Below are 19,322 nucleotides of genomic sequence, written 5' to 3'. Positions count from 1 at the left end.
CAGCGCTCGTTCCTGCTCCGGCACGCTTCCGGCAGGAGGACGCATGGACAAGGACGAACTGGGGCGGCGCGGCGAGGAGATCGCGGCGGCGCACCTGAGAGACAACGGATTCGAGATCCTCGACCGCAACTGGCGGGTCCGCGAGGGCGAGCTCGACATCGTGGCCCGCGACGGGTCGGCACTGGTCGTGGTGGAGGTGAAGACGCGCTCGTCGACGCGCTTCGGATTGCCGGTCGAGGCCATCACGCGGGCCAAGGCGCAGCGCCTGCGGCGACTCGCCTACGCCTGGGCCGACGAGCATCACGAGCGCTCCCGGCATCTGCGGATCGACGCGGTCGGCATCGTCGCTCCCGGGGGAGTCCCGTCGCAGATCCGGCACCTGCGGGCGGTGGCCTGATGGGCCTGGGGAGGACCTCCGCGGTCGGTCTCGTCGGCTTCGCGGGAGCCGTGGTCGGGGTGGAGGCCCACTCGGCCGACGGCACCCCGGGCATGGTGATCATCGGCCTGCCCGACGCCGCGCTCGCGCAGGCGAAGGAGCGGGTGCGCTCGGCGGCGATCAACTCCGGCAGCACCATCGCCGAGTACAAGATCACCGTGAACCTCTCGCCGGCCGCGATGCCCAAGCACGGCTCCGCCTTCGATCTCGCCATCGGGCTGGCCGCGCTCGCGTCGCTCCGTGAGGTCGATGCGGAGTCGGTCGCCGCGGTCGTCCATATCGGGGAGCTCGGCCTGGACGGCCGGCTGCGCTCCGTCCCGGGCGTGCTGCCCGCGGTGCTCGCGGCCGCCCGCGAGGGCAGGCGCCGCGTGATGGTCCCCGTCGAGGACCGGCTCGAGGCGGAGCTGGTCGACGGCGTCGAGGTGATCGCGGTCTCCTCGCTGGCGGCGGCCGCCGTCTGGCACGGAGCCGAGTGGGAAGTGCCGGTGCTCCCCGAGGCCGCGCCGCCGTCTGAGACGGTGTCCGAGCCGGAGGCCCGCCTCGATCTCTCCGACGTGGTGGGGAACGAGGAGGCGGCCGAGGCGATGGTCGTCGCGGCGGCGGGCGGGCACCACGTGTTCCTGCTCGGGCCTCCCGGCGCCGGGAAGACGATGCTCGCCTCGCGCCTGCCGGGCATCCTCCCCGACCTCGACGACGATGCAGCGCTCGAGGCCACCTGCATGCGCTCGCTGGTCGGAGCGCCGACCGGTGGCGCGCTGGTGCGCAGACCGCCGTTCGAGAGTCCGCACCACTCCGCTTCGTCCGCAGCGATCGTCGGCGGGGGCAGCGGCCGCATCCGGCCCGGCGCGGTCGCCCGCGCCACCCGGGGAGTGCTGTTCCTCGACGACGTAACAAGTAGCCAAGCACACCACGCGCCGAGGGGGGCTGAGACACCCGAAATCGGATCGGACGAGGCTCTGGTCGATCGGACGTCCCGCGCCGTTAGGCGGCGACGGGGAGGTGTTCAGCGCGTCGTGCTGCGACCATGGTCGCGGTCGAGGTGATGACCGATTGGTCCTCGACCTTCAAAGGGACTCCGCTCGCGTGAGTGGAAGCGGTGACATAGGCGGTGAGGTCGAACTGGTCTTGCATATGTACTTCTATTGTCTCAAACGGGGGTCGTTAAGTCTGTTGTAATTTCTACGGTTTACGGGGCGAGACAAATGCTTCTTAGTAGTGGCATGACGAGCACACCCGGTGCCCGTCCCAACATAAGGAGTGTGATCCCGAATGGGGTTCCGCCAGATCAGGGTTTCGGACCTCACGGGTGCCGAAGCCACCGAGGACGAGATCGTCACGATCATCGTCCGCAGCCACCCCGATCTCGACGAGCCGAAGCAGTTCGACGCTCTCCCGATCGAGGTCAAGGACCTCAAGCCCGCCGCCAACCTGGTGTCGCTGGAGATCCGCAACGGACGGACGACCGAGATGGTCGTCACGCTGGCCGAGTTCAACAAGCTCGCGCCGAACCTCAGCGCCGTGCTGGAGCGCGCCGACGGCCTCAAGGGTCGCCGCAAGGGCTACAAGCCCGGTTCCTGAACGGCCCACCTACGCCCCCACCTTCCGCTTGAGCGTCCCAACTGCTCGCGGAAGGTGGGGGCCATTTCAATCCCTGACGAAGATGCGGATCAGATTAACGACCGCGTTCCCGATAGTTGCGACACCCCCTGCTCGTCGCCAGGCGTCGCCGTCTCGTTCCTTCTTCAACTCGTCCTTGTACATGCTTTCCTTCCTTCACCGATGTCGAGCCGTACTTCCGCGTCCGTCTCGTTCTTACCCCTACTAGCAACCACACTAACGATCGCCTCAGCCGAACAAGGGGCCGAGACCGATCCGACTCGCTTCACCGTTCACGGCTAACAAGCCCTATGGCGCCCTATAGTGCTCTGTGGTGTGCAGAGCGTTTCTTCGGAAGACGTTCTTTTTTGTCTTCGGATGTCAAGATCCCGGGCGTGTCGCAAAGAAGAAGCCCCGCTGGCTGCGGGGCTCTTCACGTTCAGGGGAGCGGACGAACTCGGGTGCGCTCGACATCAGGCCAGCGCTCCTTCAGGCTCAGCACGGCTTGGTACGCCGACTTCCAGGTGTCGAACGGCATGTTCATGTCCTTCCAGTCGGTCGCGTCCTTCAGCCACACCTCGGCGGTGAACCGGGAGCCGCGGATGACGAGGTCGACGAAGTAGTCGTCCACGTCGCTCAGCCCGTCCTCGTTGGTGCGCATCGGTCCAGTGAGGACGATCGAGCCGCGGAGGAACGGGCTCGTGGTGACGCTTGGCGAGTGGGCCAGGAGCAGCCACATCGCGTGCTGGTTGAAGGGCTTGTTGGTCAGCGCGGCTTCGTCGTTGATCCAGAGCGTCGCTCCGGGCTGGACGAGGTCGAGGATCTCGAACCAGCCGTTGACGAGTGAGTGGATCTGCTCTGCGCTGGTGAGGTCACAGAGGTACGGTTCTTCGGTTGCCGGTAGAACGAGTGCTGTCGTCATGACGCCTCCCTGATCGTGGATGTTCAGCGCGACCGGTCGGTCACGCAGTCGCACCAGCGATCAGGCGAAGTAGTCCTCGATCATGCGCACGGCCGCGTCGTAACCGATGGCAAAGTCCGCGATGTACCCGCGGTGACGGAGGGCGGCCAGCATCGCGGCCTGCTCGTGCAGATGCTCGTCTGCGCGCAGGGACCCGTCTTTCTTGAAGACCGCCACTCCTTCGCGCTTCAGCTCGATGCACAGCCCCTGGTAGCTGCGCCTGGGTTCGTAGATCACGAGGTCCGGCCAGGCGCGGCTGGACTGGAGACTCTTGTGGAGCGTCGCCTGTCCGATCGACAGCTTCAAGCCTGAGGCGAAGTCAGAGCGGAAGATCGCGTCTGGGTAGTGAGTCTTCAGGTAGAGGCAGACCCGCTGCTGGATCACCGACTCGGAGTTTGGAAGCATTGCCCTACGCATGGAGCGGCCCGTCACCCTGCTTGCGACTCCGAAGAAGCAGTGTTCGTTCAGTCAGACCAGCGAGCGAGAGCTGAGCGAGAGCAGCTTGCGCCTGGAGCCCGAGCGACCGGACCAGCTCGTCAAGATCGCGGTCGGTGGTGTCCGCGATCTCCTCAGCCCACGCCCAGAACTCAGGACTCGCCTCGTCCTCGGGTATGCCAGTTGTCCGGTCCTCCCGGAGGAGGTTCACCCACCCGATGCGTTGCACGAGGTCTTGGTGATGCTGCTCGATGCGGGCAGCGTGCTCCAAGCGTGTCTCGGCCGGCTGTACTGCGTAGAGAGTCTCCAGCGCGAACAGAGCGGTATCAGTGCGGCTTGTAGGGATCGATTCGATAGTTCATTCCTCCTAGTTCCACGCACCTGCGAGGTATGCGTGGAACTAGGAGGTCGACAGGCGGAGGGTAGTTGCCTGTCGACCTGAGACTGGAACGTACGACAAGGGGAACTTAAATCGCACGTCCATCCGGAGCGTCCGGTCCCCGCCCCTCAACATGGGCGGCGACGGTGAACGAGCCGGATGGATCAACGACTGCATCGTGGGGCGACGATTCGAACGTCGCAGTTGGGAGAGTTATTGGAGAGGAACATCCCCATGCGGTACCTCTCGGCCACCGCTCTCATCGGCCTAAACGTTGGCCTAGCGTTCTTCCTTCACGCTTCCCGCGTGCATTTCTGTCGTTGATCCGGTTGTGAAAGGTGCGAGCGAATTGAAACGTCTGCCACCGTTTTGACGCTGACCGCTTTGAGCCTTCTAGGGCTGCTTTGATATTCGCATTTCTAGTCAGTTGGGTCAATGCTAATTTGTCCGGCCCGGATGATCCGGTCTGTCGCGCTAAAAACCTGACGGACGTCCACTTCGCTCGGATCGCCACCTCGTAGCCAGTGCTTCACGTAGGCGCGGCTCTCGCTCGCGTTCATCTGAGCCTCCGCACCGAGCTGGTGCAGTGCCAGGTAGGCGGTGGACTCCGCTTGGAACTCGTTGATGCCTCGGTGCATCGCCTCGCGGTCGTCCTCGTCATCTGCGCCGTCTTCGGTGTGACCGGCTACCACGTGGCCGAGTTCGTGCATCTTGGTCTTGAACGGGTACGGAGCAACAGGGGAGACGGCGATGGTCCGGTCGTAGGCGTACCCCATGACGTTGCCGTTGAAGAGGCGGAACGGTTCTACGGTCACGTCCAGCGCCTTGAGAGCTCCTGCTTCGTCCCACGTTGGTGGCACGTACGGAGGTAGCTCGCCTTCGCCGGCCACCTGGCCGTAGTGGAAGAGCGCACGCACCACCTTGAAGCGGCGCATCATCTTCGGCTGGTCGTGCTGCGCGTCTGCCGCTGGCTCTACAGCCTCGTCGCCCTTCAGCTTCACGGTGATCGGTCGAAGGATCGAGTAAGCCCGCTCGCCCTTCTCCACGTGGTAGCCCAGCTCCTGCCAGCGCTTGAACGTGGCCACGGGCTCCGGCGGGCAACCCTGCATTGCAAGGAACCCGAGGTTGCGGAGCGAGTACGCGTGGAAGCGGTTGTAGCTGTCTCCAAAGGACCCCTCGACGGTGAGGATCGACTCCAGCAGCTCCGCGTTGCTGGGGACGTCGATGGACGGTTGAGCCGGACGCCGCTCGGTCACTGGTTCCACCCGCAGCGTCGGGGTGCTCCTGAGCAGCGGTAGCCAGCGCGCTGTCGTGGGCAACGTCCGATGGCATGCAGGATGCGGTGGAGGAGCGCGATCATCGGGCGGCTTCGGGTTGTAGTTGGTTGGTTTTGGTTCATGTCACCTCCTTCGGTGTTCAGTTATGAAGTTCTGTTCTACCCTGGCTTGATGACATCTGAAGAGATCATCAAGCCGGAAGACCTTGGACCCGAGCATGTTGGGCGGATCATCGAGATCGAGCTGAAGGGATCCGCTGACGCCAGCGCTACGGCGGCCGTGATCGAGATGATCAAGTGGGGTTCCGGCATCGTTCAGGTGCACTTCGCTGGGGAGCGAGTTGTGCTGGATGAGGACAAGCACATCATCACGCTCTACTGAGCGGCCGCATGTCACAGCTCGGGCCGAACGGGCGGGTGTACGACACGTATTAGTGCCCCGCACGCTCGGTTCGAGCCGCGACCTGTGGAAAAGTCGACGTCGCCGTCATCTTTGACAGACTCAGCCGGTCGTGGTGTGCGATGCATACAAGGCCACGAACGCGGGCTGCTGTCCAACTTTCCGACTAATTGACAAAGTGCGATTCCGTGCTCTGGCTACTGTCGCTTCTGCGACCCCTGGTGGGTACGTCGCAGAAGATACCTTTTACGGCTCGACGCTATTCCGACTGATCGTCATCGTCGTCGTTGTCATCCTCGGGATCTTCGCCGGCACCCATGGCTATAGCCGGGCTAGCGCTCGTGCTGAAGGTGCTGTTCGTGACACTAACGTTGTGTACTTCACCAAGCTTTGCTAGCGATGAAAGTGCGGCCTGTACGGTTTCTTGATCCGCATGGTAGTCGAACCCTGCCTTCAAGACACCGATGACTCCGCTTGCTGCGTTATCGATTGATTCTTTCGTGTTGCCTATGTGTAATAGTGCCATACGGCCTCCCTGTGTTTAAATGGTTCTATCTATGCACAACCGCTACGACATCGAGGAGATCCTCTACTACGCCCAGAAGGGCATGTCAGCTCGCTTCATCAAGGAGGAGCTGGGGCTCTCGATCTCGGAGCGCCAGGTGCAGCGTCTCGTTGCGACGCGCTTGGGTCGACGACCGACGCGTCAGGCGATCCAGCGTCCGGACTCCCTCCGTGACCGCGTGATCGCCTACATGGAGTCGCAGGGACTCGATCGGTACTACTGCATCGCGTGTGAGCGGCGCCGGCTGGAGCCTGGCTTCATCCGCGCGCTGAACGCTGACCGGTCCCTCGACGTCCTGGTGTTCGTGTGCCGCCACTGCTCCGTGGCGAGCGACGTCTAGGCAGCGGCGATCCTCCGGCGTCGAGACTTTGCTCCGCCGATCTTCCCTGCCACGCTCGCCAGCTCGGGGTTGGCCGCGAAGCCGCCCGTAGTGCCGTTGCGACCTCCGATGCGACCGATCTTCTTATAGAAGTTCGGATCGTTGGCGAGGTTTTTCGCCGCGGCCTTCCGCCCGCCCTCGACCGTGCCTGCCATCAGCGGCGGCCCCACGGCCAGGACCGCTTTTTCTTCTTGCTGATGAGAGCGTCCCGTTGCATGTCGAGGCGAGCGTGCAGCTCACGGTTGGCCGTCTCGAACTCCTCACGGGTGATGAACCGACCGAGCTGGTCGAGCCCGTCCTGAAGGCGCTGTTCGTTAGGCGTCAGCTTCGGAGCGGCCGCACGCCGGACCGGGTTGAGCCCAGCCTTCTGCGCGTCGTGGAACTTCTGGTCCTTCGCGTTGGCGATGTAGGACATGCGCTGTTGCTTTGCCAGGACGAACGCCGGCCACGTCCTCGTTCGTTTCACTGCGCGGATCGTCTGACCTGACACGTGATGGAACTCCGCCATCTCAGCGACGCTCCTGCGGCCGTCCTTGATGTCTCGTGCGATCGAGTGGAACTTGATCTTGGTTAGCCTTTTACTCACTTGGTGGTTCCTTGGGCTGTGCCCATTAGTTGTCTTGGTGCCAGCAGGGCGAGCAACTGTGCTCGTGCTGGCTGTTCCTCGCAGGCGGCGCAGAGGCCGTCACTGTCGAGCGTTGTGCTGTGGGCGAGGCATGCACGGCAGGTGCCCACCGTCTGTGCCTCGTGCTCAAGGATGTCGCCCTCGGCGCGCATCTCCTGTTCACGGTCGCTGAAGTACTCGAAGACCTGCATTACTGCGCGTCCTCTAGCTCACCGAGCTTGTCGATCACCGTCGACGCGTCCGCACTGCTCCTGACCCGCTCGAGGGTGTTGACCACCCACTCCTGGTTTTTGCCCTTGCGCTTCGCCAACGTCTCGATGAGACCGATCTGCTTCTCGCTGGCAGCCTTCGTCGTCGAAGGCGTTCGCGTGGTCGGTAGCTTCGCATCCTTGCCGGCGTCTCCGTCATCGTCTTCGCCTTCGACAGCGATCCCGAGCGCGGCGCTAAACGCGTAGCGGCGGTAGTAGGTGATGACGGAGCCGACATCCTGGGGGGAGACCCCCTCGATCGGAACGCGGATGCGCGTCCCCTCGCGCTCACCAGACTCGTGACGGATGATGGTCTTCAGGTAGGTCGAGCCGTTGTCGGCCTCGTCGATCGGTTGAGTGACGGCGAGCTTGTTCTTCTTCAAGTGTGGCTGTGCAGTAGCTTCCACGGTCGCGAGGTCGGCGTACTTGTACTTGCGGCTCCCTGCCTGGCCGGAAGACGACCGCTTGACCACAGGCATGTCACCGCGAAACGCGACGAGCGCTGCTGCTATTTGACTACCTTTGATGATCCCTTCTGCCATGAGTGTTCTCCTTCTTCAGTTGAATTAGTATCTGTCGCAGCTCCTTTCTCTTCTCAATCGCGAACGAGCCGTTCCGGACGCTGAGGTTCGCGAGTAGTGTGACGACCGATATCTTCTGTCCGGTTCGTTCCGTCTCTCGCTGTCCTAGTTCCTTGAGTGCCGCTCGCATGAGTGGATCCCACTGATCTGTTGCTTTGACTTTCGTTGCCCCGCTGCCGTAGCTAGCGCGGTCGATTTTCCAAGTGCCTTCTTCCATGTGATCGCTTCCTAATGATGTCCCCCTTGTTTTGCTATTGATGAGCCCGGATGATCGGCTGTCGGACCGACTTAGTGTCCCGCCTTCTTCCTGCAACTCATTATGCGCTTATGCTGCGAATAGTCAATACTTTTGTCGCACGGAATGGTATGGGCTTATCCACAGGCCCGTGGAGTCGCTTTTACGTCGCTTACCGTGGTGTGACAGTGGCTGTGGGGGAGACGTGCGCTTCGGCCCACGCAGGATCGGCGTGCTGGCGGGGATCCGCGCCTCGTTGACACGCGTACTGGTGTGTCTCATAGTCACTTCCATGATTCTCCTCGACCGCGACCGCCAAATAGTCCTGTCAGTTGGGCGCTTCGGGCAGCTCGCGGCAGGACACATCCGAACGATGCACTTCACTGGATCGTCTGACACCCCGATGTATCGAGCACTCAACCGGCTCGTCGAGACGAAGTTCCTGGCCCGCCTGGAGCGGAGGATGATCGGCGGTACGGGGGCGGGAAGCGGGCAGTATGTCTACCAGCTCGGGCGGCAAGGTTGGGCGTTGTGTGGGCGAGAGGGGGCCTACTGGCCCTTCAGAGCGGTCAAGCTGCACTCCATGGCGATCGCGGACGCCTACACCGCCCTCCTGGAGTACGAGCAGAAGGGCCGGCTCCGGATCGACAACTTCGAGACGGAACCCGACAGCCATCGGAAGGTCGGCAACGTCATCGTCCGACCAGACCTGTTCATAGACATCGCCGACATCGCGAAGCGCCGCAACCTGGCGTTTTGGGTCGAGATCGACATGGGCACGGAGCGCCAGACGCAGATCAACGACAAGCTCGCGGGCTACTTGGCGGCTCTGGAGGCCGCTGAGACGTTCGTGCCGTTCGTACTGTTCATAGCGCCAGACGACGAGCGAGCGGCCAAGCTGAGGTACTGGATCAAGCAGTACGGGGCGGAAGAGTCAAAGATGTTCATGGTCTCTACGACCCATGAGTTCGCGCCGCTGATATTCGGCTAGCGGGCTTCCTGGTACCGAAGGATCTTCTTTGCCGGAGAAATCATTGACTTAAGTAACGATGTGCATCATAGTAAAAAGCACGAAGCTCTCAGTTCAAGATTGCTTCGTCCTGAGTTCGGCCTGTAGGGGGTTGCAATCTAACTACGTTCCTTCATAATAGAACGTGAACTGAGAGCTAACCGTCCTACTAAGGGCGGTTCTTTTGTAGTCTCGGGAGTCCCTGACTGTTGGCTTCCGTGCAGACGTAAAATGGCACGGTAAAACAGCTCAACGTTTTCGGCTATCGTAAAGCCTGCTTTGTACTGATGGGATCAAAGAGAAACAACCCGCGCACCTTTACATTCCGGTTCAGTTCATACGGCTACATGTCCACACGAGTTGGACTATTTCCAATGCTGAGGTGCACTGAAGGCTCTCGCGTGGTCGGCTAGCAGTTGCTCATCCTCAACCACTTATGGAAAAGGGAGTGTAAAGCTGCTAGCGCCATGTAGCCGTATGAATCAGTCTGTTACGTCGTCATTAGATCCTTAACTCACTGGGGAGTTGCTACTCAAGCCATCCCTGAAGAACCCACCGACTGCACCCCACTCAGGGAATGCTTCAGTACTAACTCCCCGAGCCTGCTACGCGCTCGACAGGGGGCTTGTTCGCGTTGGCGAGTTTTTCCGCTTTCTTCATACCCCTTATCCTACGACGTGCACTCCTTCTCGCAGCTTGTCGTTTCATGCCCTTGATCTCATTACCCATGTAGGTGCGATACGCTTCACCGTTCATGAGGCCAGAGGTGCGTCCAGTGAAGGCGCCCAAAGTGGCACCAAATCCTAAGAGAATTACTAGAGCCGTCAGAATGTTATCGAGAAGCGAGAACTTCCCGAATGCATCCCATTGCAGCATGACGATCGTCGATAGACCAACGAAGACGGGAACTGAGACCCATGTGAGGATCTTTTCGTGTACTGGAATCAGCTCGTGGTAGTCATTTAGGCGCTTCGCTTGCTCCACTACGCGGCGTTCGAATCGATCCTTTTGCTCGCCCTCAGGAAGATCCTTAAGTACCGCAAGCTCATTTTTCAGGCGGCGGTTCCAACGGATCGTCGGTATCGCGATTGGTACGAGGGCGACAACGGTCGCAGTGAAGAGCGGTATCGACAGGAGGGGAAGGATCGCGTCGACCGTCTCTGCCGTTGTCATGGCACCACCGTAGGACACTCCGCACTGCCTCGCGTTCGAACGTACGTTCGACTACGGTCTGAGGCCATGGGCAGTAACCGACGCTACGAGGACCACTACGACCGCCTCAGGCAGCAGCGCGTGACGGAGGCAGCGGTACGCCCGGTCCCGGTGTCCCTCACCAGCGAGGAGCTCGACGTCGCCAATCACCCCGTTCAGCGGGGGCCGGCCGTCCCCGTGCGAGCCTGGGTGCGCTTCAAGGAGCAGCCCGTCATCACGGAGGCGTTTGCTGTCGAGTGGAACGATCGGGCAGTGCACGTTGAGTGGAGTATGTCGGACGGGACGAAGCTCGATGCGTGGGGGTGGGCAAACGCTGTACGTCGGATCTGACATCTAGGCTGGCCCCTATGTGGTTTGAGACGGTGGTCCTGCTTGTGGTGGGCGCAATCTTGGGTGTCCTGTTCCAGTGGCTTTTCGATCGCTGGCGCCACGTCGCCGACGATTATGAGCTCTGGGTCGATTATGACTACCGCAGTATTGCGTCCGAGCGAGCATTATCGCCAGGCCTTCCAAAGTTGGAGTACGCGGTCCAGGGGGTGCCTGTCCCGGACCCTGGTATTCTCGACGTCTACGTCTGGTCGGCGGGTAAGAAAGATATTCAGTATTCTCAATTTGACCAGGTCCTCGATCTCACGGTCGACTTCAACGTCGAAGTTTTTGACGAATTGAAGGGTGGGCATGAGCATAACGCTGCCAACCTCGTCATGAGCATGTCGGCCGACGGTCACTTTTCACTTTCGCCTGGCTTGGTGCGAAAAGACATGGCGCGCCATTACAGGCTGTTGGTCAGTGGCGAGCCGAGCATGAAGATCTCGAGCCAAATCAGTGACGTAGTTGTACGTTCATACTACCGCGAGTGGCATAGGCCGTGGATTCGGAACAGGATCAAGCGATGGGCGGGCGGCATTATCTCGTTTGTCGTAGGTCCAATAGCCTTCAATGTCCTCGGCATCAAGTTCTGGCCATTCCAGAAGTGGCTTGTCGCTAACGACCTAGATCCGCTTATTGGCCTCTTGATCTCGTTTGCCATTATGGCGGTCGGGGTCACCTTGTTTACGACCTCCTTTACTCCACCAAGGAAGCCTAGCCGTGCTGCACGGATCTTGAACAGAAACATAAAAGAGCATGTGTTGCCGCGGATGAATGAATAGTATTGACTATTCGTAACGTTCGTGCTTAACTAAAGGCAGTCAAATAAACAGGAACACAAACATGACTGACCTAATAGCAATCACTGACTACCGAACGCCGAGCAAGATCACGTTCGTCACAGTCAAGTAAGTACAACTAAACAAGGAAAACTGAATATGAGTACAACACACACCAAAGCGCCACACGTAATTTTCACGAAGGCACCGACCCGACTCAGCCTTTCAACCTTCGTTCTGACCGTCGCTGTCACGGCGCTGGCCTTCGCAACAGCCGGAACCATCTTTGGCTACTTCGCCGGGATCGAGATCCATAGCCAGGCTCGCCAGAACGTCGTCAGTGACATGCAGGTCGTGTCAAAAGACCAAGCGCGATAGAAGCCGTCTCTACCGCGCCGCAGAGCGAGACGGCCCAAGACGCGCCAGAAGCGCTCCTCGAGCCACTGGCAGTCTCTCCGCAGGCCACAGCGCCCGTTGAAGAGCCGACGCCGGCCGTCGATACGGAGGCCGAGGCGAAGGCGTTCATTTACCACCATGAGAGTGGCACTCGGACTGACGCCATCAACGCGTCGTCCGGAGCCTGCGGTCTCGGCCAGGCCCTGCCGTGCAGCAAGCTTCCGTGCTCGCTGTCCGACTACGCGTGCCAGGATGAGTGGTTCACCGAGTACATGAGCGGACGCTACGGCTCGTGGTCCGCAGCTGCTGCGTACTGGGCCTGCACCGGTCACTGCACCAACAACTTCGGCACGGTCTTCAAGGAAACGACGTGGTGGTAGACCCTGGGCGCCTCGACCAGCTGCGGGCTGGGCTCCACGCTCGCATCAAGCAGGCGACCGAGGCACGCCGGGCTGCCCGGGTCGGTCCGCAGACCTGTGTTCACACGTGGGAGACGTTCAAGCAGACGGTGACGGTCGAGAACGATCGCTTCACTGGCTCGGCATACCTCGTCGTGCGGGGATGCCGGCGGTGTCACGCCAAGGAGCTGTTGAACTACGTCGTCGGAGGTCACCGCTAGGCTCCGGGCATGGAACCTGGATCTTGGGCGGAATGGGTCGGCTCGATCGCCACCGCTCTCACCTTCGGCGGGGGCATCTTCTTGTGGCGCTCGGACATTCGAGGCAAGAAGCGGTTACTTGCGAACAAGTTCTTCGCGGCGACAGCACTCGTGGGCGATGATGAAACCGGCGAAGTGTACTTCGAGGTGCGCATTCACAACACCGGCGATACGGCCATTTACATGGCTTACGTGTCTTTTTTCGATGTTCACAACAACTACCAGACGGAAACCGTTAGTGAACTCGATCTACAACTTATGGAGAACGTGGTGAAGCCAGGCGTCAGTAAGACGACGTCGATCGAATTTTTCATTGACCCTGAGACGTATGATCCAGTAATTTCCTTCTGGGATTCAAACGGTGCTCACTGGCATCGACTTATTAGAGGGAATTATTATCTGTCCGAAGGTCAGTTTGCGCAGCGGCAAATGAGGGGTAAGCGTTTTCGCTCTCTGAGGACGTGGTTTTCTGAGCGGCGAATGCGCAAAATCATCGCAGCAAGGTCGGCAGCGAGGGCGAAGAAGAAGGAGATTGAAGGCTGATGAATTGGGGTAGCGTTGCTGACTGGGTTAGCGGACTGGGGACGCTAGCGGCGGTGCTTTTCGCCCTGTTTCTTTACCAGCGAGAAAAGCGTGACAAGCGTTACAAGTACGCAGACAACTTCGTCACGCGCCGAGAGATACGACCTCCGTTGCATGACGAAGACACTCGTTCGGTTTTCATAAGCCTCGTGAACACTGGGACGGCACCAATTCCATTCGCTTTTGTGATTGGAGCAGAAGACGTTGCAGGGAACGTGCACTTACAGCTATTCAGCTTCGTGCCGTCGCCGTCTGGACGCAACGCATTTGGTAGTTCCGGTACATGGCAACCAACCGTACCTCCTGGGGCTCGCGTGGTTGCGACCTTCACGTATCCGAGGGATGTTGAGATTGGCGAGTACTTAGTGGTAATGCAAGATGCTGCGGGCGCATCTTGGTACCGCGAGGTTGTAGCTAATCGCTTCATATCAGGCAAACAGGCAATACGCGATTACCCTGCGCTCTCAAATCCCTCTGTCGCGATCAATGGGACTATGGTATAACCAATAGTATATGGCAAGACCTACGAAGCTCACAAAAGAACTGGTAGAACGCGCTGGGAAGTATATCGGTGAGATGGCTCGCTTCGAGTTGCCGAGCAACGTCGGCCTCGCGATCTTCCTCGACGTCGCTGAGTCCAGCCTCTACCTGTGGCGCGATGTCGACAGTGCGCTTGGTCGCCGATTCTCGGAGACGTTAGCTCGAATCAAGACGTTCCAGCATTACCAGGCGCTCAACAAGGGCCTCAAGGGCGAGTGGAACAGCACCATCGTCAAGCTGGTCCTCGCGAATCACGGCTACGTCGAGAAGCGTGAGACGGACCTCACGACAAAGGGCAAGGAGCTACCGGCGCCGATTCTGGGCGGTCTGACGCAGCACGTGAGTGGTGATGTACCAAGCGACCACCGCGACTCGTAAGCTCCTCGCTTTGAGGCAGCGCATCAAAGGCGTGGCCGGCGGTACGTCCGCAGGCAAGACGATCTCGATCCTGACGATCCTCATCGACAAGGCGCAGTCCGACGGCACGCCGACCCTGACGTCCATCGTCAGCGAGTCCTACCCGCACCTGAAGCGCGGGGCGATGCGCGACTTCCGCAACATCATGGAGGCGCACGGCTACTGGCAGGACCCGAGCTGGAACGCCACCGACTCCATCTACACGTACGAGACCGGCTCCAAGATCGAGTTCTTCAGCGCCGACCAGCCGAGCAAGGTCCGCGGCCCTCGTCGTGACCGGCTATACGTCAACGAGGCCAACAACGTCAGCCACGGTGCCTTCGACCAGCTGGAGGTGCGCACCAAGAGCGAGGTCTGGCTCGACTGGAACCCGACCAACGAGTTCTGGTGGTACGACGAGGTGGCTCCGAACCGCGAGCACGACTTCATCACGCTGACCTACGTCGACAACGAGGCGCTCGACCCGCAGATCGTGGGGAGCATCGAGGCCCGCCGCAACAACAAGGCGTGGTGGCAGGTGTACGGCCTTGGACAGCTCGGTGAGGTGGAGGGCAAGGTCTTCACCGACTGGCAGATCGTCGATGAGGTGCCGCACGAAGCGCGCCTCGAGCGACGCGGCCTCGACTTCGGGTACAGCAACGACCCGACGGCCCTCGTAGACATCTACAGCTACAACGGCGGGATCATCCTCGACGAGCAGACGTACCAGAAGGGCCTCAGCAACAAGCAGATCGCGGACATCCTCCTGAACCTGCCGCAGCCGCGCACGCTCGTCGTGGCGGACAGCAGCGAGCCGAAGTCGATCGACGAGCTGAAGAGCTACGGCGTCAACGTCCTCGCGGCCAACAAGGGCCAGGGAAGCGTGCTCCAGGGCATCCAGAAGCTCCAGGACCAGCGCGTGAGCATCACGAAGCGCTCGACCAACGGCATCAAGGAGTACCGGAACTACATGTGGATGACGGACAAGGAGGGGCGCATCCTCAACACGCCGATCGACCTCTGGAACCACTTCCTGGACGCCACGCGCTACGGCAACGAGACGCTGAAGCCCACGGCCGGCGAAGCGCGCATCAAGACCGCCGACTGGGTGGCTCGCGCCAAGCAACGGCCCCGAGGTTGGTGAAATCGCTATGGACAAAAGACGTGCGCTGCTTCATATTGAAGGGCATAAAGGCACTACATGGCGAAACGCAAAACCAATAGCAGCGACACCACTTCTAGCGACTCCGTACTTCAGAAGAATCTGAAGCGGTACAAAGATTCCTACGACTACCAGAAGGCCAACTGGCACGACAAGTGGGACCGGGACAACAAGCTCTACGACCAGGAGCGCGTCCACGCCTCCTACGTGGGCACCACCGACACCTTCGTGCCGATCCCGTTCAGCACCATCGAGACGATGACCAGCGCGCTCAACAACGCTGAGATCCGCATCGACTACACGTCCGGCGATCCGATGCGCAAGACCGACATCGCGCCGCTCAACGCGCTCATCGATGAGTACGCCGAGGACGACCAGTGGGACCTCAACCAGGAGGACAGCTACCGCGAGGTGCTGAAGGTCGGCATGGACGCCAACATGCTCATCTGGGACATCGATCACCCGCACGAGGAGACGTTCGCAATGCGCGACGCCATCGTCGACCCGACGGTAAAGAACCCGGCGCAGCTCCAGCAGCACGGCTACTACGCCGGCCGCCGCTACTTCGTGCGCAAGGGAGCGCTGGACGACTACGAGGTCGTGGACACCGATCCCAAGAGCAAGACGTACGGCGAGCTGGTCCCGCGCTTCAAGAAGACGGCCGAGGCCACCGCGACGACCGCGAACGACGAGCCGTCCGACGCGCAGCTCAAGGAGATGTTCGCTGGCTCGACGCTGAGCTCGGCCAAGGACGACCAGGACGAGATCTTGGAGATCTGGGACGTGGACCGCGTCGTCACCATCAAGAACCGCCAAGACGTCATCGAGGACGTCGTGAACCCGTACAAGGCACGTCACGAGCAGATGCTCCTCAAGCGCTACCTCGACGCCGTGCCGGCCGATGACGCTGAGGCACTGACCAAGGCGCAGGCTCGAGCGAAGTCCGAGGCGAAGGGCATCGTGCCGTTCTACTTCTACCGGAACTACCGGAAGAAGAGCCTGTTCTACGCCTCCAGCGAGCTGAACGCCATCGCCAAGGAGGTCGAGCGCCTCAACGACATGACCAACATGGAGGGCGACGCCATCATCAAGCAGCTCGCCATGCAGCGTGAGCTGGACCCCGACTACATCGACTTCATCGACCTGATCAACGACGACCCAGGCACGGTCTACCCGTTCAAGCCTGGCTCGCTCGCCAACATCCCTGCCGGCGTCATCCCGCCGAACTCGTTCAACAACCGCGTCGACATCAAGAACGGCATCCGCGAGGCCACGGCCATCTCGGAGGCTGCGAACGGCACGCTCAGCGAGAAGGACCGCACCAAGTTCGAGGTCGGCTCCGCGCTCCAGCAGACCGGCGCACGCATCGAGAGCAAGGCGCGCATCTTCACCGGCGACGCACTGTACTGGAAGTACTGGATCCTCCTCAAGATGATCCAGCTGTACGTCACCGAGCCCCTGGTCGTTTCTGCGCCCGAGGCGAAGAAGACCGGCGCTGACGTGCTCATCGAGTACGGCTTCGACGTGACGGCGATCGATCCCGACCTCATGGAGGGCGTCGCTGTGTTCGACCCTGCCGACATCGCAGGCGACTGGAAGCCACGCATCACGCTCGAAGTGGACGCTGAGTCCAAACAGGCCGAGAGCCGCAAGGAAGCTCGCGAGACCTACCAGGCCGTCATACAGGATCCGACGAACAACCTCGTCGAGGCGAAGAAGCGGTTCTACCCAAAGATGTTCAAGATGGACAAGGAAGACATCGAAGCCATCATCACGCCAGACCCAGCGCTGGCCGGCCTACCCACTGATCCCGCTGCCCTCGGCGGCGCTCCTGCACCCGTAGGAGTCCCCGGTGTCTGAGTACAGCGGTCTTGACTTGGCGACGGACGCAACGGCGTTCGCTAGCTCCCGCTTTGGCCAGCACTACCTGGCTCGCCTGGAGGCGTCACGCAAGCGGCACATCGACATCGCCATGAACACGGAGCTGAACGACTCGTACCGCGCGCACGCGGCCACGAAGGCGGCGACCGTGCAGTCCGAGATCGACTACTTCACGACCAGCCGCAACGTTCTGGCCGACCCAACGCTCCTGGAGCGGCTGAAGGCTGCCGTGCGGGGGAGGGAGACACCCGAGCCGATCGTGTAGGTGTGCTGGGGCAGTACGAGCCCAATACAAAGTAAGCAATTCGTCCTGGTTACTTAGCTCGTGCTCCCGCAGCACCTCTCCACCAATAGAGAGGGGTGAAGTAAGCATGGAGACGGTTACATGGATGAACCCATAACCCTTGCTACTCCTCAGGAACCAGGCGCCCCAGAGGCACAACCTGTAGAGCAGCCAGCAGCGGCGGATACGACGCCCGTAGAACCAACACCAAATGACACCGACGAGCCGGAAGCGCCCGAGCCAGATGAACCAGCAGACGAGCCCGAGGCTCCCGCTGATGACTTCGACTACAAGGCGTGGCTAGACAAAAAGGGCATCGACCCGAGTACTCCCGAGGGGCAAGAGGCAATCGCCAAGTCCTGGCGCGAGATCGAGAAGAAGATGCACTCGTCTACCCAGCAAGCCTCAGAGCTTGCCAAGCAAGTCAACACCACCGCAGCAGTCGATCCCGACGCTACCGAGGCGCAGAAGGCCTACGCGATAGCTATTCAGCTCCAGAACGCAGCAACGATCAACCAATGGAAGGTCGAAGCCAACGTCACCGCTGAAGAGGACACCGCCATGGGCAAGTACGCCGAGGCGAACCCCGAGACAGCAGCGCTCCTCAACGAGGGCCGGCTGACACTCGATCAGTTCCGCGCGTTAGCAGTACCGGCGAAGCCCGTCGATACGGGTGCGATCAAGCGACAAGGTGGTCAGGAGGCACTCGAAACGCTTGCGAACAAGCAGAGAGCGACTTCACCTACTGGAAGCGCAGCCACGGCCGCAACCCCACCGAAAGAAGACCCGTTCCTCGCTGGATTCGAAAAACCCTAAGCAGGACCTACATGAATGGCTCAAAACCTCGCAATTAAATACAGCCCGAAGGTGGCTGAACGCTTCAGTCAGACCAACCTGACCGAACGCGCTGTAAACCAAGACTATGACTTTGACGGCGTCACAACTGTCAACATCTACTCAGTCGACACAACCGCTCTCGGCAACTACGCCCGCACCGGCGCGAACCGATACGGAACACCAACCGACGCCGGAACAACCAAGCAAGCCCTCACACTCGCCCGTGACCGTGCCTTCAGCACCGTCATCGACCGCCGCAACAACGACGAGTCGCAAGGTGTGATGGCCAGCGGTCAGTGGCTCGCTCGTCAGATCCGCGAAGTGGTCGTGCCCGAGATCGACACGTACCGCCTCGCTGCGCTGAGCGCCGCTGCGGTCGCGAACGGCAAGAGCACGCTCGTCACCCCTGGTGCGACGACTGCTGGGAACGCGTACAACAACTTCCTGACGCTGAACGCTGACATCACTGATGACATCGTGCCAACGACCGGACGTGTCGCGTTCATGACTGCCACGTACTACAACTTGCTTAAAGCAAGGCAACTTCGTTCTCGCGAGCGACGACGCCTACAAAGACCGCAAGACCGGCTCTCTGGGCCAGATTGACGGCGTGGACGCTGTGGTCGTTCCAGGCACTTACATGCCGACGAACACGGACCTCATCATCACCCACCCAGACGCGATGGTGAGCCCGATGGTCCTCACGGACTACATCACTCACAAGAACGCACCCGGCTACAACGGCTGGTTGCTCGAAGGACGAATCGTTTACGACGCATTCGTGCTCACTACCAAAATTAACGCGATCGCTACTCACCGCGTTGCGGCTTAGTAGCTGAGAGGATCAACCATGGCTAAAGAGAACTCTTACCTTGATCAGATCAAGAAAGAAGCTGAAGAGCTGACGCTTCGACGTCTCAACGACGACGAGCGCTTCGACGCACACCGTGCGAAGGAGGACGCGATCAACGCGGCTGAGCTGAAGTACCAGGACACGCCTGAGGCGGAGCTGATCGGGGCAACGCACGGAACGGGTGAGACAAACCCTACTGCGAAGAAGGCATCTGCGAAGAAGTAGGACACACCACTCCTCAAAGAGAGC

Annotated in this window: 26 protein-coding genes; 17 read left to right on the top strand and 9 right to left on the bottom strand. The window is 60.6% G+C overall.

Going from position 1 to position 19,322, the window contains the following annotated elements; genetic code table 11:
• The first annotated feature begins 43 nt into the window (after window positions 1–43).
• The 3 genes from C5C71_RS01965 to C5C71_RS01955 all read left to right on the top strand — a co-directional run bounded on the left by C5C71_RS01965 (window position 44) and on the right by C5C71_RS01955 (window position 2,014).
• Window positions 44–397 carry a YraN family protein gene (locus C5C71_RS01965; protein ID WP_104223901.1) on the top strand — a complete coding sequence of 118 codons (354 nt, stop codon included), beginning with the start codon at window positions 44–46 and terminating at the stop codon, window positions 395–397.
• On the top strand, window positions 397–1,479 hold the full coding sequence (locus tag C5C71_RS01960; RefSeq protein ID WP_104337053.1) for an ATP-binding protein: 1,083 nt from the start codon (window positions 397–399) through the stop codon (window positions 1,477–1,479). Before C5C71_RS01965 ends, C5C71_RS01960 begins: the two co-directional genes overlap by 1 nt.
• A 226-nt stretch (window positions 1,480–1,705) precedes the next feature.
• Window positions 1,706–2,014 (top strand): hypothetical protein, encoded by a 309-nt coding sequence (locus tag C5C71_RS01955; RefSeq protein WP_104337052.1) that lies wholly within the window; start codon window positions 1,706–1,708, stop codon window positions 2,012–2,014.
• 457 nt (window positions 2,015–2,471) lie between these two features.
• On the opposite strand, the gene C5C71_RS01950 is transcribed toward C5C71_RS01955, so the two are convergent.
• The 3 genes from C5C71_RS01950 to C5C71_RS01935 form a co-directional block, all read right to left on the bottom strand.
• Window positions 2,472–2,954 (bottom strand): DUF3846 domain-containing protein, encoded by a 483-nt coding sequence (locus C5C71_RS01950; protein WP_146084407.1) that lies wholly within the window; start codon window positions 2,952–2,954, stop codon window positions 2,472–2,474.
• 60 nt (window positions 2,955–3,014) lie between these two features.
• Window positions 3,015–3,377 (bottom strand): hypothetical protein, encoded by a 363-nt coding sequence (locus C5C71_RS01945; RefSeq protein ID WP_146084406.1) that lies wholly within the window; start codon window positions 3,375–3,377, stop codon window positions 3,015–3,017.
• Between the two features lie 849 nt (window positions 3,378–4,226).
• Complete coding sequence (locus C5C71_RS01935) at window positions 4,227–5,063, bottom strand: ArdC-like ssDNA-binding domain-containing protein (protein WP_104337048.1); 837 nt, start codon at window positions 5,061–5,063, stop codon at window positions 4,227–4,229.
• Window positions 5,064–5,255: 192 nt separating this feature from the next.
• Between C5C71_RS01935 and C5C71_RS01930 the strand changes: the two genes are divergently transcribed.
• Both C5C71_RS01930 and C5C71_RS01925 read left to right on the top strand, forming a co-directional pair.
• Complete coding sequence (locus C5C71_RS01930; RefSeq protein ID WP_146084404.1) at window positions 5,256–5,465, top strand: hypothetical protein; 210 nt, start codon at window positions 5,256–5,258, stop codon at window positions 5,463–5,465.
• A 575-nt stretch (window positions 5,466–6,040) separates the two neighbouring features.
• The gene (locus tag C5C71_RS01925) at window positions 6,041–6,388 is read left to right on the top strand and encodes a hypothetical protein (protein WP_104337046.1); all 348 of its coding nucleotides are present in this window, start codon (window positions 6,041–6,043) and stop codon (window positions 6,386–6,388) included.
• Here C5C71_RS01925 and C5C71_RS01920 read toward each other — a convergent pair.
• The 5 genes from C5C71_RS01920 to C5C71_RS17205 all read right to left on the bottom strand — a co-directional run bounded on the left by C5C71_RS01920 (window position 6,385) and on the right by C5C71_RS17205 (window position 8,098).
• Entirely contained in the window at window positions 6,385–6,582 is a 198-nt protein-coding gene (locus tag C5C71_RS01920) for a general stress protein (protein WP_104337045.1), read from the bottom strand. The two genes, C5C71_RS01925 and C5C71_RS01920, sit on opposite strands and share 4 nt — an antisense overlap.
• Complete coding sequence (locus C5C71_RS17210) at window positions 6,582–6,842, bottom strand: hypothetical protein (protein ID WP_146084403.1); 261 nt, start codon at window positions 6,840–6,842, stop codon at window positions 6,582–6,584. Before C5C71_RS17210 ends, C5C71_RS01920 begins: the two co-directional genes overlap by 1 nt.
• Window positions 6,843–7,009: 167 nt before the next feature.
• Window positions 7,010–7,243 carry a hypothetical protein gene (locus C5C71_RS01910; protein ID WP_104337043.1) on the bottom strand — a complete coding sequence of 78 codons (234 nt, stop codon included), beginning with the start codon at window positions 7,241–7,243 and terminating at the stop codon, window positions 7,010–7,012.
• Window positions 7,243–7,842: an ERF family protein gene (locus C5C71_RS01905; protein WP_104337042.1), complete on the bottom strand. Its 600-nt coding sequence runs from the start codon at window positions 7,840–7,842 to the stop codon at window positions 7,243–7,245. The genes C5C71_RS01910 and C5C71_RS01905 overlap by 1 nt, the downstream gene beginning before the upstream one ends.
• Entirely contained in the window at window positions 7,817–8,098 is a 282-nt protein-coding gene (locus tag C5C71_RS17205) for a hypothetical protein (RefSeq protein ID WP_146084402.1), read from the bottom strand. Before C5C71_RS17205 ends, C5C71_RS01905 begins: the two co-directional genes overlap by 26 nt.
• A gap of 310 nt (window positions 8,099–8,408) precedes the next feature.
• Here C5C71_RS17205 and C5C71_RS01900 point away from each other — a divergent pair, with 310 nt between their 5' ends.
• Window positions 8,409–9,107 (top strand): replication-relaxation family protein, encoded by a 699-nt coding sequence (locus tag C5C71_RS01900; protein ID WP_181065627.1) that lies wholly within the window; start codon window positions 8,409–8,411, stop codon window positions 9,105–9,107.
• Window positions 9,108–9,713: 606 nt separating this feature from the next.
• On the opposite strand, the gene C5C71_RS17200 is transcribed toward C5C71_RS01900, so the two are convergent.
• The gene (locus C5C71_RS17200) at window positions 9,714–10,298 is read right to left on the bottom strand and encodes a hypothetical protein (protein ID WP_146084401.1); all 585 of its coding nucleotides are present in this window, start codon (window positions 10,296–10,298) and stop codon (window positions 9,714–9,716) included.
• A 66-nt stretch (window positions 10,299–10,364) separates the two neighbouring features.
• On the opposite strand from C5C71_RS17200, the gene C5C71_RS01895 reads away from it, so the two are divergent.
• The 11 genes from C5C71_RS01895 to C5C71_RS01855 all read left to right on the top strand — a co-directional run bounded on the left by C5C71_RS01895 (window position 10,365) and on the right by C5C71_RS01855 (window position 19,298).
• Window positions 10,365–10,667, top strand: a complete 303-nt coding sequence (locus C5C71_RS01895; protein WP_104337040.1) for a hypothetical protein — start codon at window positions 10,365–10,367, stop codon at window positions 10,665–10,667.
• Window positions 10,668–10,684: 17 nt separating this feature from the next.
• Window positions 10,685–11,488 (top strand): hypothetical protein, encoded by an 804-nt coding sequence (locus C5C71_RS01890; protein WP_104337039.1) that lies wholly within the window; start codon window positions 10,685–10,687, stop codon window positions 11,486–11,488.
• Window positions 11,489–12,509: 1,021 nt separating this feature from the next.
• Entirely contained in the window at window positions 12,510–13,082 is a 573-nt protein-coding gene (locus C5C71_RS17190) for a hypothetical protein (protein ID WP_146084400.1), read from the top strand.
• Between the two features lie 552 nt (window positions 13,083–13,634).
• On the top strand, window positions 13,635–14,039 hold the full coding sequence (locus C5C71_RS01880) for a terminase small subunit (protein ID WP_104337037.1): 405 nt from the start codon (window positions 13,635–13,637) through the stop codon (window positions 14,037–14,039).
• Between the two features lie 10 nt (window positions 14,040–14,049).
• Entirely contained in the window at window positions 14,050–15,201 is a 1,152-nt protein-coding gene (locus C5C71_RS01875; RefSeq protein ID WP_181065625.1) for a PBSX family phage terminase large subunit, read from the top strand.
• 57 nt (window positions 15,202–15,258) lie between these two features.
• Window positions 15,259–17,079, top strand: coding sequence for a hypothetical protein (locus tag C5C71_RS01870; protein ID WP_146084399.1), 1,821 nt, complete (start codon window positions 15,259–15,261; stop codon window positions 17,077–17,079).
• Complete coding sequence (locus C5C71_RS01865; protein WP_104337034.1) at window positions 17,072–17,365, top strand: hypothetical protein; 294 nt, start codon at window positions 17,072–17,074, stop codon at window positions 17,363–17,365. Before C5C71_RS01870 ends, C5C71_RS01865 begins: the two co-directional genes overlap by 8 nt.
• A 120-nt stretch (window positions 17,366–17,485) precedes the next feature.
• Window positions 17,486–18,199: a hypothetical protein gene (locus C5C71_RS17185; protein ID WP_146084398.1), complete on the top strand. Its 714-nt coding sequence runs from the start codon at window positions 17,486–17,488 to the stop codon at window positions 18,197–18,199.
• A gap of 15 nt (window positions 18,200–18,214) precedes the next feature.
• Window positions 18,215–18,826, top strand: a complete 612-nt coding sequence (locus C5C71_RS17180; RefSeq protein WP_146084397.1) for a hypothetical protein — start codon at window positions 18,215–18,217, stop codon at window positions 18,824–18,826.
• A gap of 4 nt (window positions 18,827–18,830) precedes the next feature.
• Complete coding sequence (locus C5C71_RS01860; protein WP_146084396.1) at window positions 18,831–19,052, top strand: hypothetical protein; 222 nt, start codon at window positions 18,831–18,833, stop codon at window positions 19,050–19,052.
• Between the two features lie 18 nt (window positions 19,053–19,070).
• A complete protein-coding gene (locus tag C5C71_RS01855) occupies window positions 19,071–19,298 on the top strand; it encodes a hypothetical protein (protein WP_104337032.1) in 228 nt (75 codons plus the stop codon).
• The last annotated feature ends 24 nt before the right edge of the window (window positions 19,299–19,322 follow it).

Origin of the sequence: Rathayibacter sp. AY1C1 (assembly GCF_002932105.1) — a bacterium.
GTDB lineage: Bacteria > Actinomycetota > Actinomycetes > Actinomycetales > Microbacteriaceae > Rathayibacter.
Note: the sequence above shows the minus strand (reverse complement) of the source record. Positions and strands in the feature narration are given on the sequence as shown.

Excerpts from the sequence above, each read along its gene's own strand:
- C5C71_RS01965 (WP_104223901.1), top strand. The coding sequence starts at position 44 with ATGGACAAGGACGAACTGGGGCGGCGCGGCGAGGAGATCGCGGCGGCG.
- C5C71_RS01960 (WP_104337053.1), top strand. The coding sequence starts at position 397 with ATGGGCCTGGGGAGGACCTCCGCGGTCGGTCTCGTCGGCTTCGCGGGA.
- C5C71_RS01955 (WP_104337052.1), top strand. The coding sequence starts at position 1,706 with ATGGGGTTCCGCCAGATCAGGGTTTCGGACCTCACGGGTGCCGAAGCC.
- C5C71_RS01950 (WP_146084407.1), bottom strand. The coding sequence starts at position 2,954 with ATGACGACAGCACTCGTTCTACCGGCAACCGAAGAACCGTACCTCTGT.
- C5C71_RS01930 (WP_146084404.1), top strand. The coding sequence starts at position 5,256 with ATGACATCTGAAGAGATCATCAAGCCGGAAGACCTTGGACCCGAGCAT.
- C5C71_RS01925 (WP_104337046.1), top strand. The coding sequence starts at position 6,041 with ATGCACAACCGCTACGACATCGAGGAGATCCTCTACTACGCCCAGAAG.
- C5C71_RS01920 (WP_104337045.1), bottom strand. The coding sequence starts at position 6,582 with ATGGCAGGCACGGTCGAGGGCGGGCGGAAGGCCGCGGCGAAAAACCTC.
- C5C71_RS17210 (WP_146084403.1), bottom strand. The coding sequence starts at position 6,842 with ATGTCCTACATCGCCAACGCGAAGGACCAGAAGTTCCACGACGCGCAG.
- C5C71_RS01910 (WP_104337043.1), bottom strand. The coding sequence starts at position 7,243 with ATGCAGGTCTTCGAGTACTTCAGCGACCGTGAACAGGAGATGCGCGCC.
- C5C71_RS01905 (WP_104337042.1), bottom strand. The coding sequence starts at position 7,842 with ATGGCAGAAGGGATCATCAAAGGTAGTCAAATAGCAGCAGCGCTCGTC.
- C5C71_RS17205 (WP_146084402.1), bottom strand. The coding sequence starts at position 8,098 with ATGGAAGAAGGCACTTGGAAAATCGACCGCGCTAGCTACGGCAGCGGG.
- C5C71_RS01900 (WP_181065627.1), top strand. The coding sequence starts at position 8,409 with ATGATTCTCCTCGACCGCGACCGCCAAATAGTCCTGTCAGTTGGGCGC.
- C5C71_RS17200 (WP_146084401.1), bottom strand. The coding sequence starts at position 10,298 with ATGACAACGGCAGAGACGGTCGACGCGATCCTTCCCCTCCTGTCGATA.
- C5C71_RS01895 (WP_104337040.1), top strand. The coding sequence starts at position 10,365 with ATGGGCAGTAACCGACGCTACGAGGACCACTACGACCGCCTCAGGCAG.
- C5C71_RS01890 (WP_104337039.1), top strand. The coding sequence starts at position 10,685 with ATGTGGTTTGAGACGGTGGTCCTGCTTGTGGTGGGCGCAATCTTGGGT.
- C5C71_RS17190 (WP_146084400.1), top strand. The coding sequence starts at position 12,510 with ATGGAACCTGGATCTTGGGCGGAATGGGTCGGCTCGATCGCCACCGCT.
- C5C71_RS01880 (WP_104337037.1), top strand. The coding sequence starts at position 13,635 with ATGGCAAGACCTACGAAGCTCACAAAAGAACTGGTAGAACGCGCTGGG.
- C5C71_RS01870 (WP_146084399.1), top strand. The coding sequence starts at position 15,259 with ATGGCGAAACGCAAAACCAATAGCAGCGACACCACTTCTAGCGACTCC.
- C5C71_RS17185 (WP_146084398.1), top strand. The coding sequence starts at position 17,486 with ATGGATGAACCCATAACCCTTGCTACTCCTCAGGAACCAGGCGCCCCA.
- C5C71_RS17180 (WP_146084397.1), top strand. The coding sequence starts at position 18,215 with ATGGCTCAAAACCTCGCAATTAAATACAGCCCGAAGGTGGCTGAACGC.
- C5C71_RS01855 (WP_104337032.1), top strand. The coding sequence starts at position 19,071 with ATGGCTAAAGAGAACTCTTACCTTGATCAGATCAAGAAAGAAGCTGAA.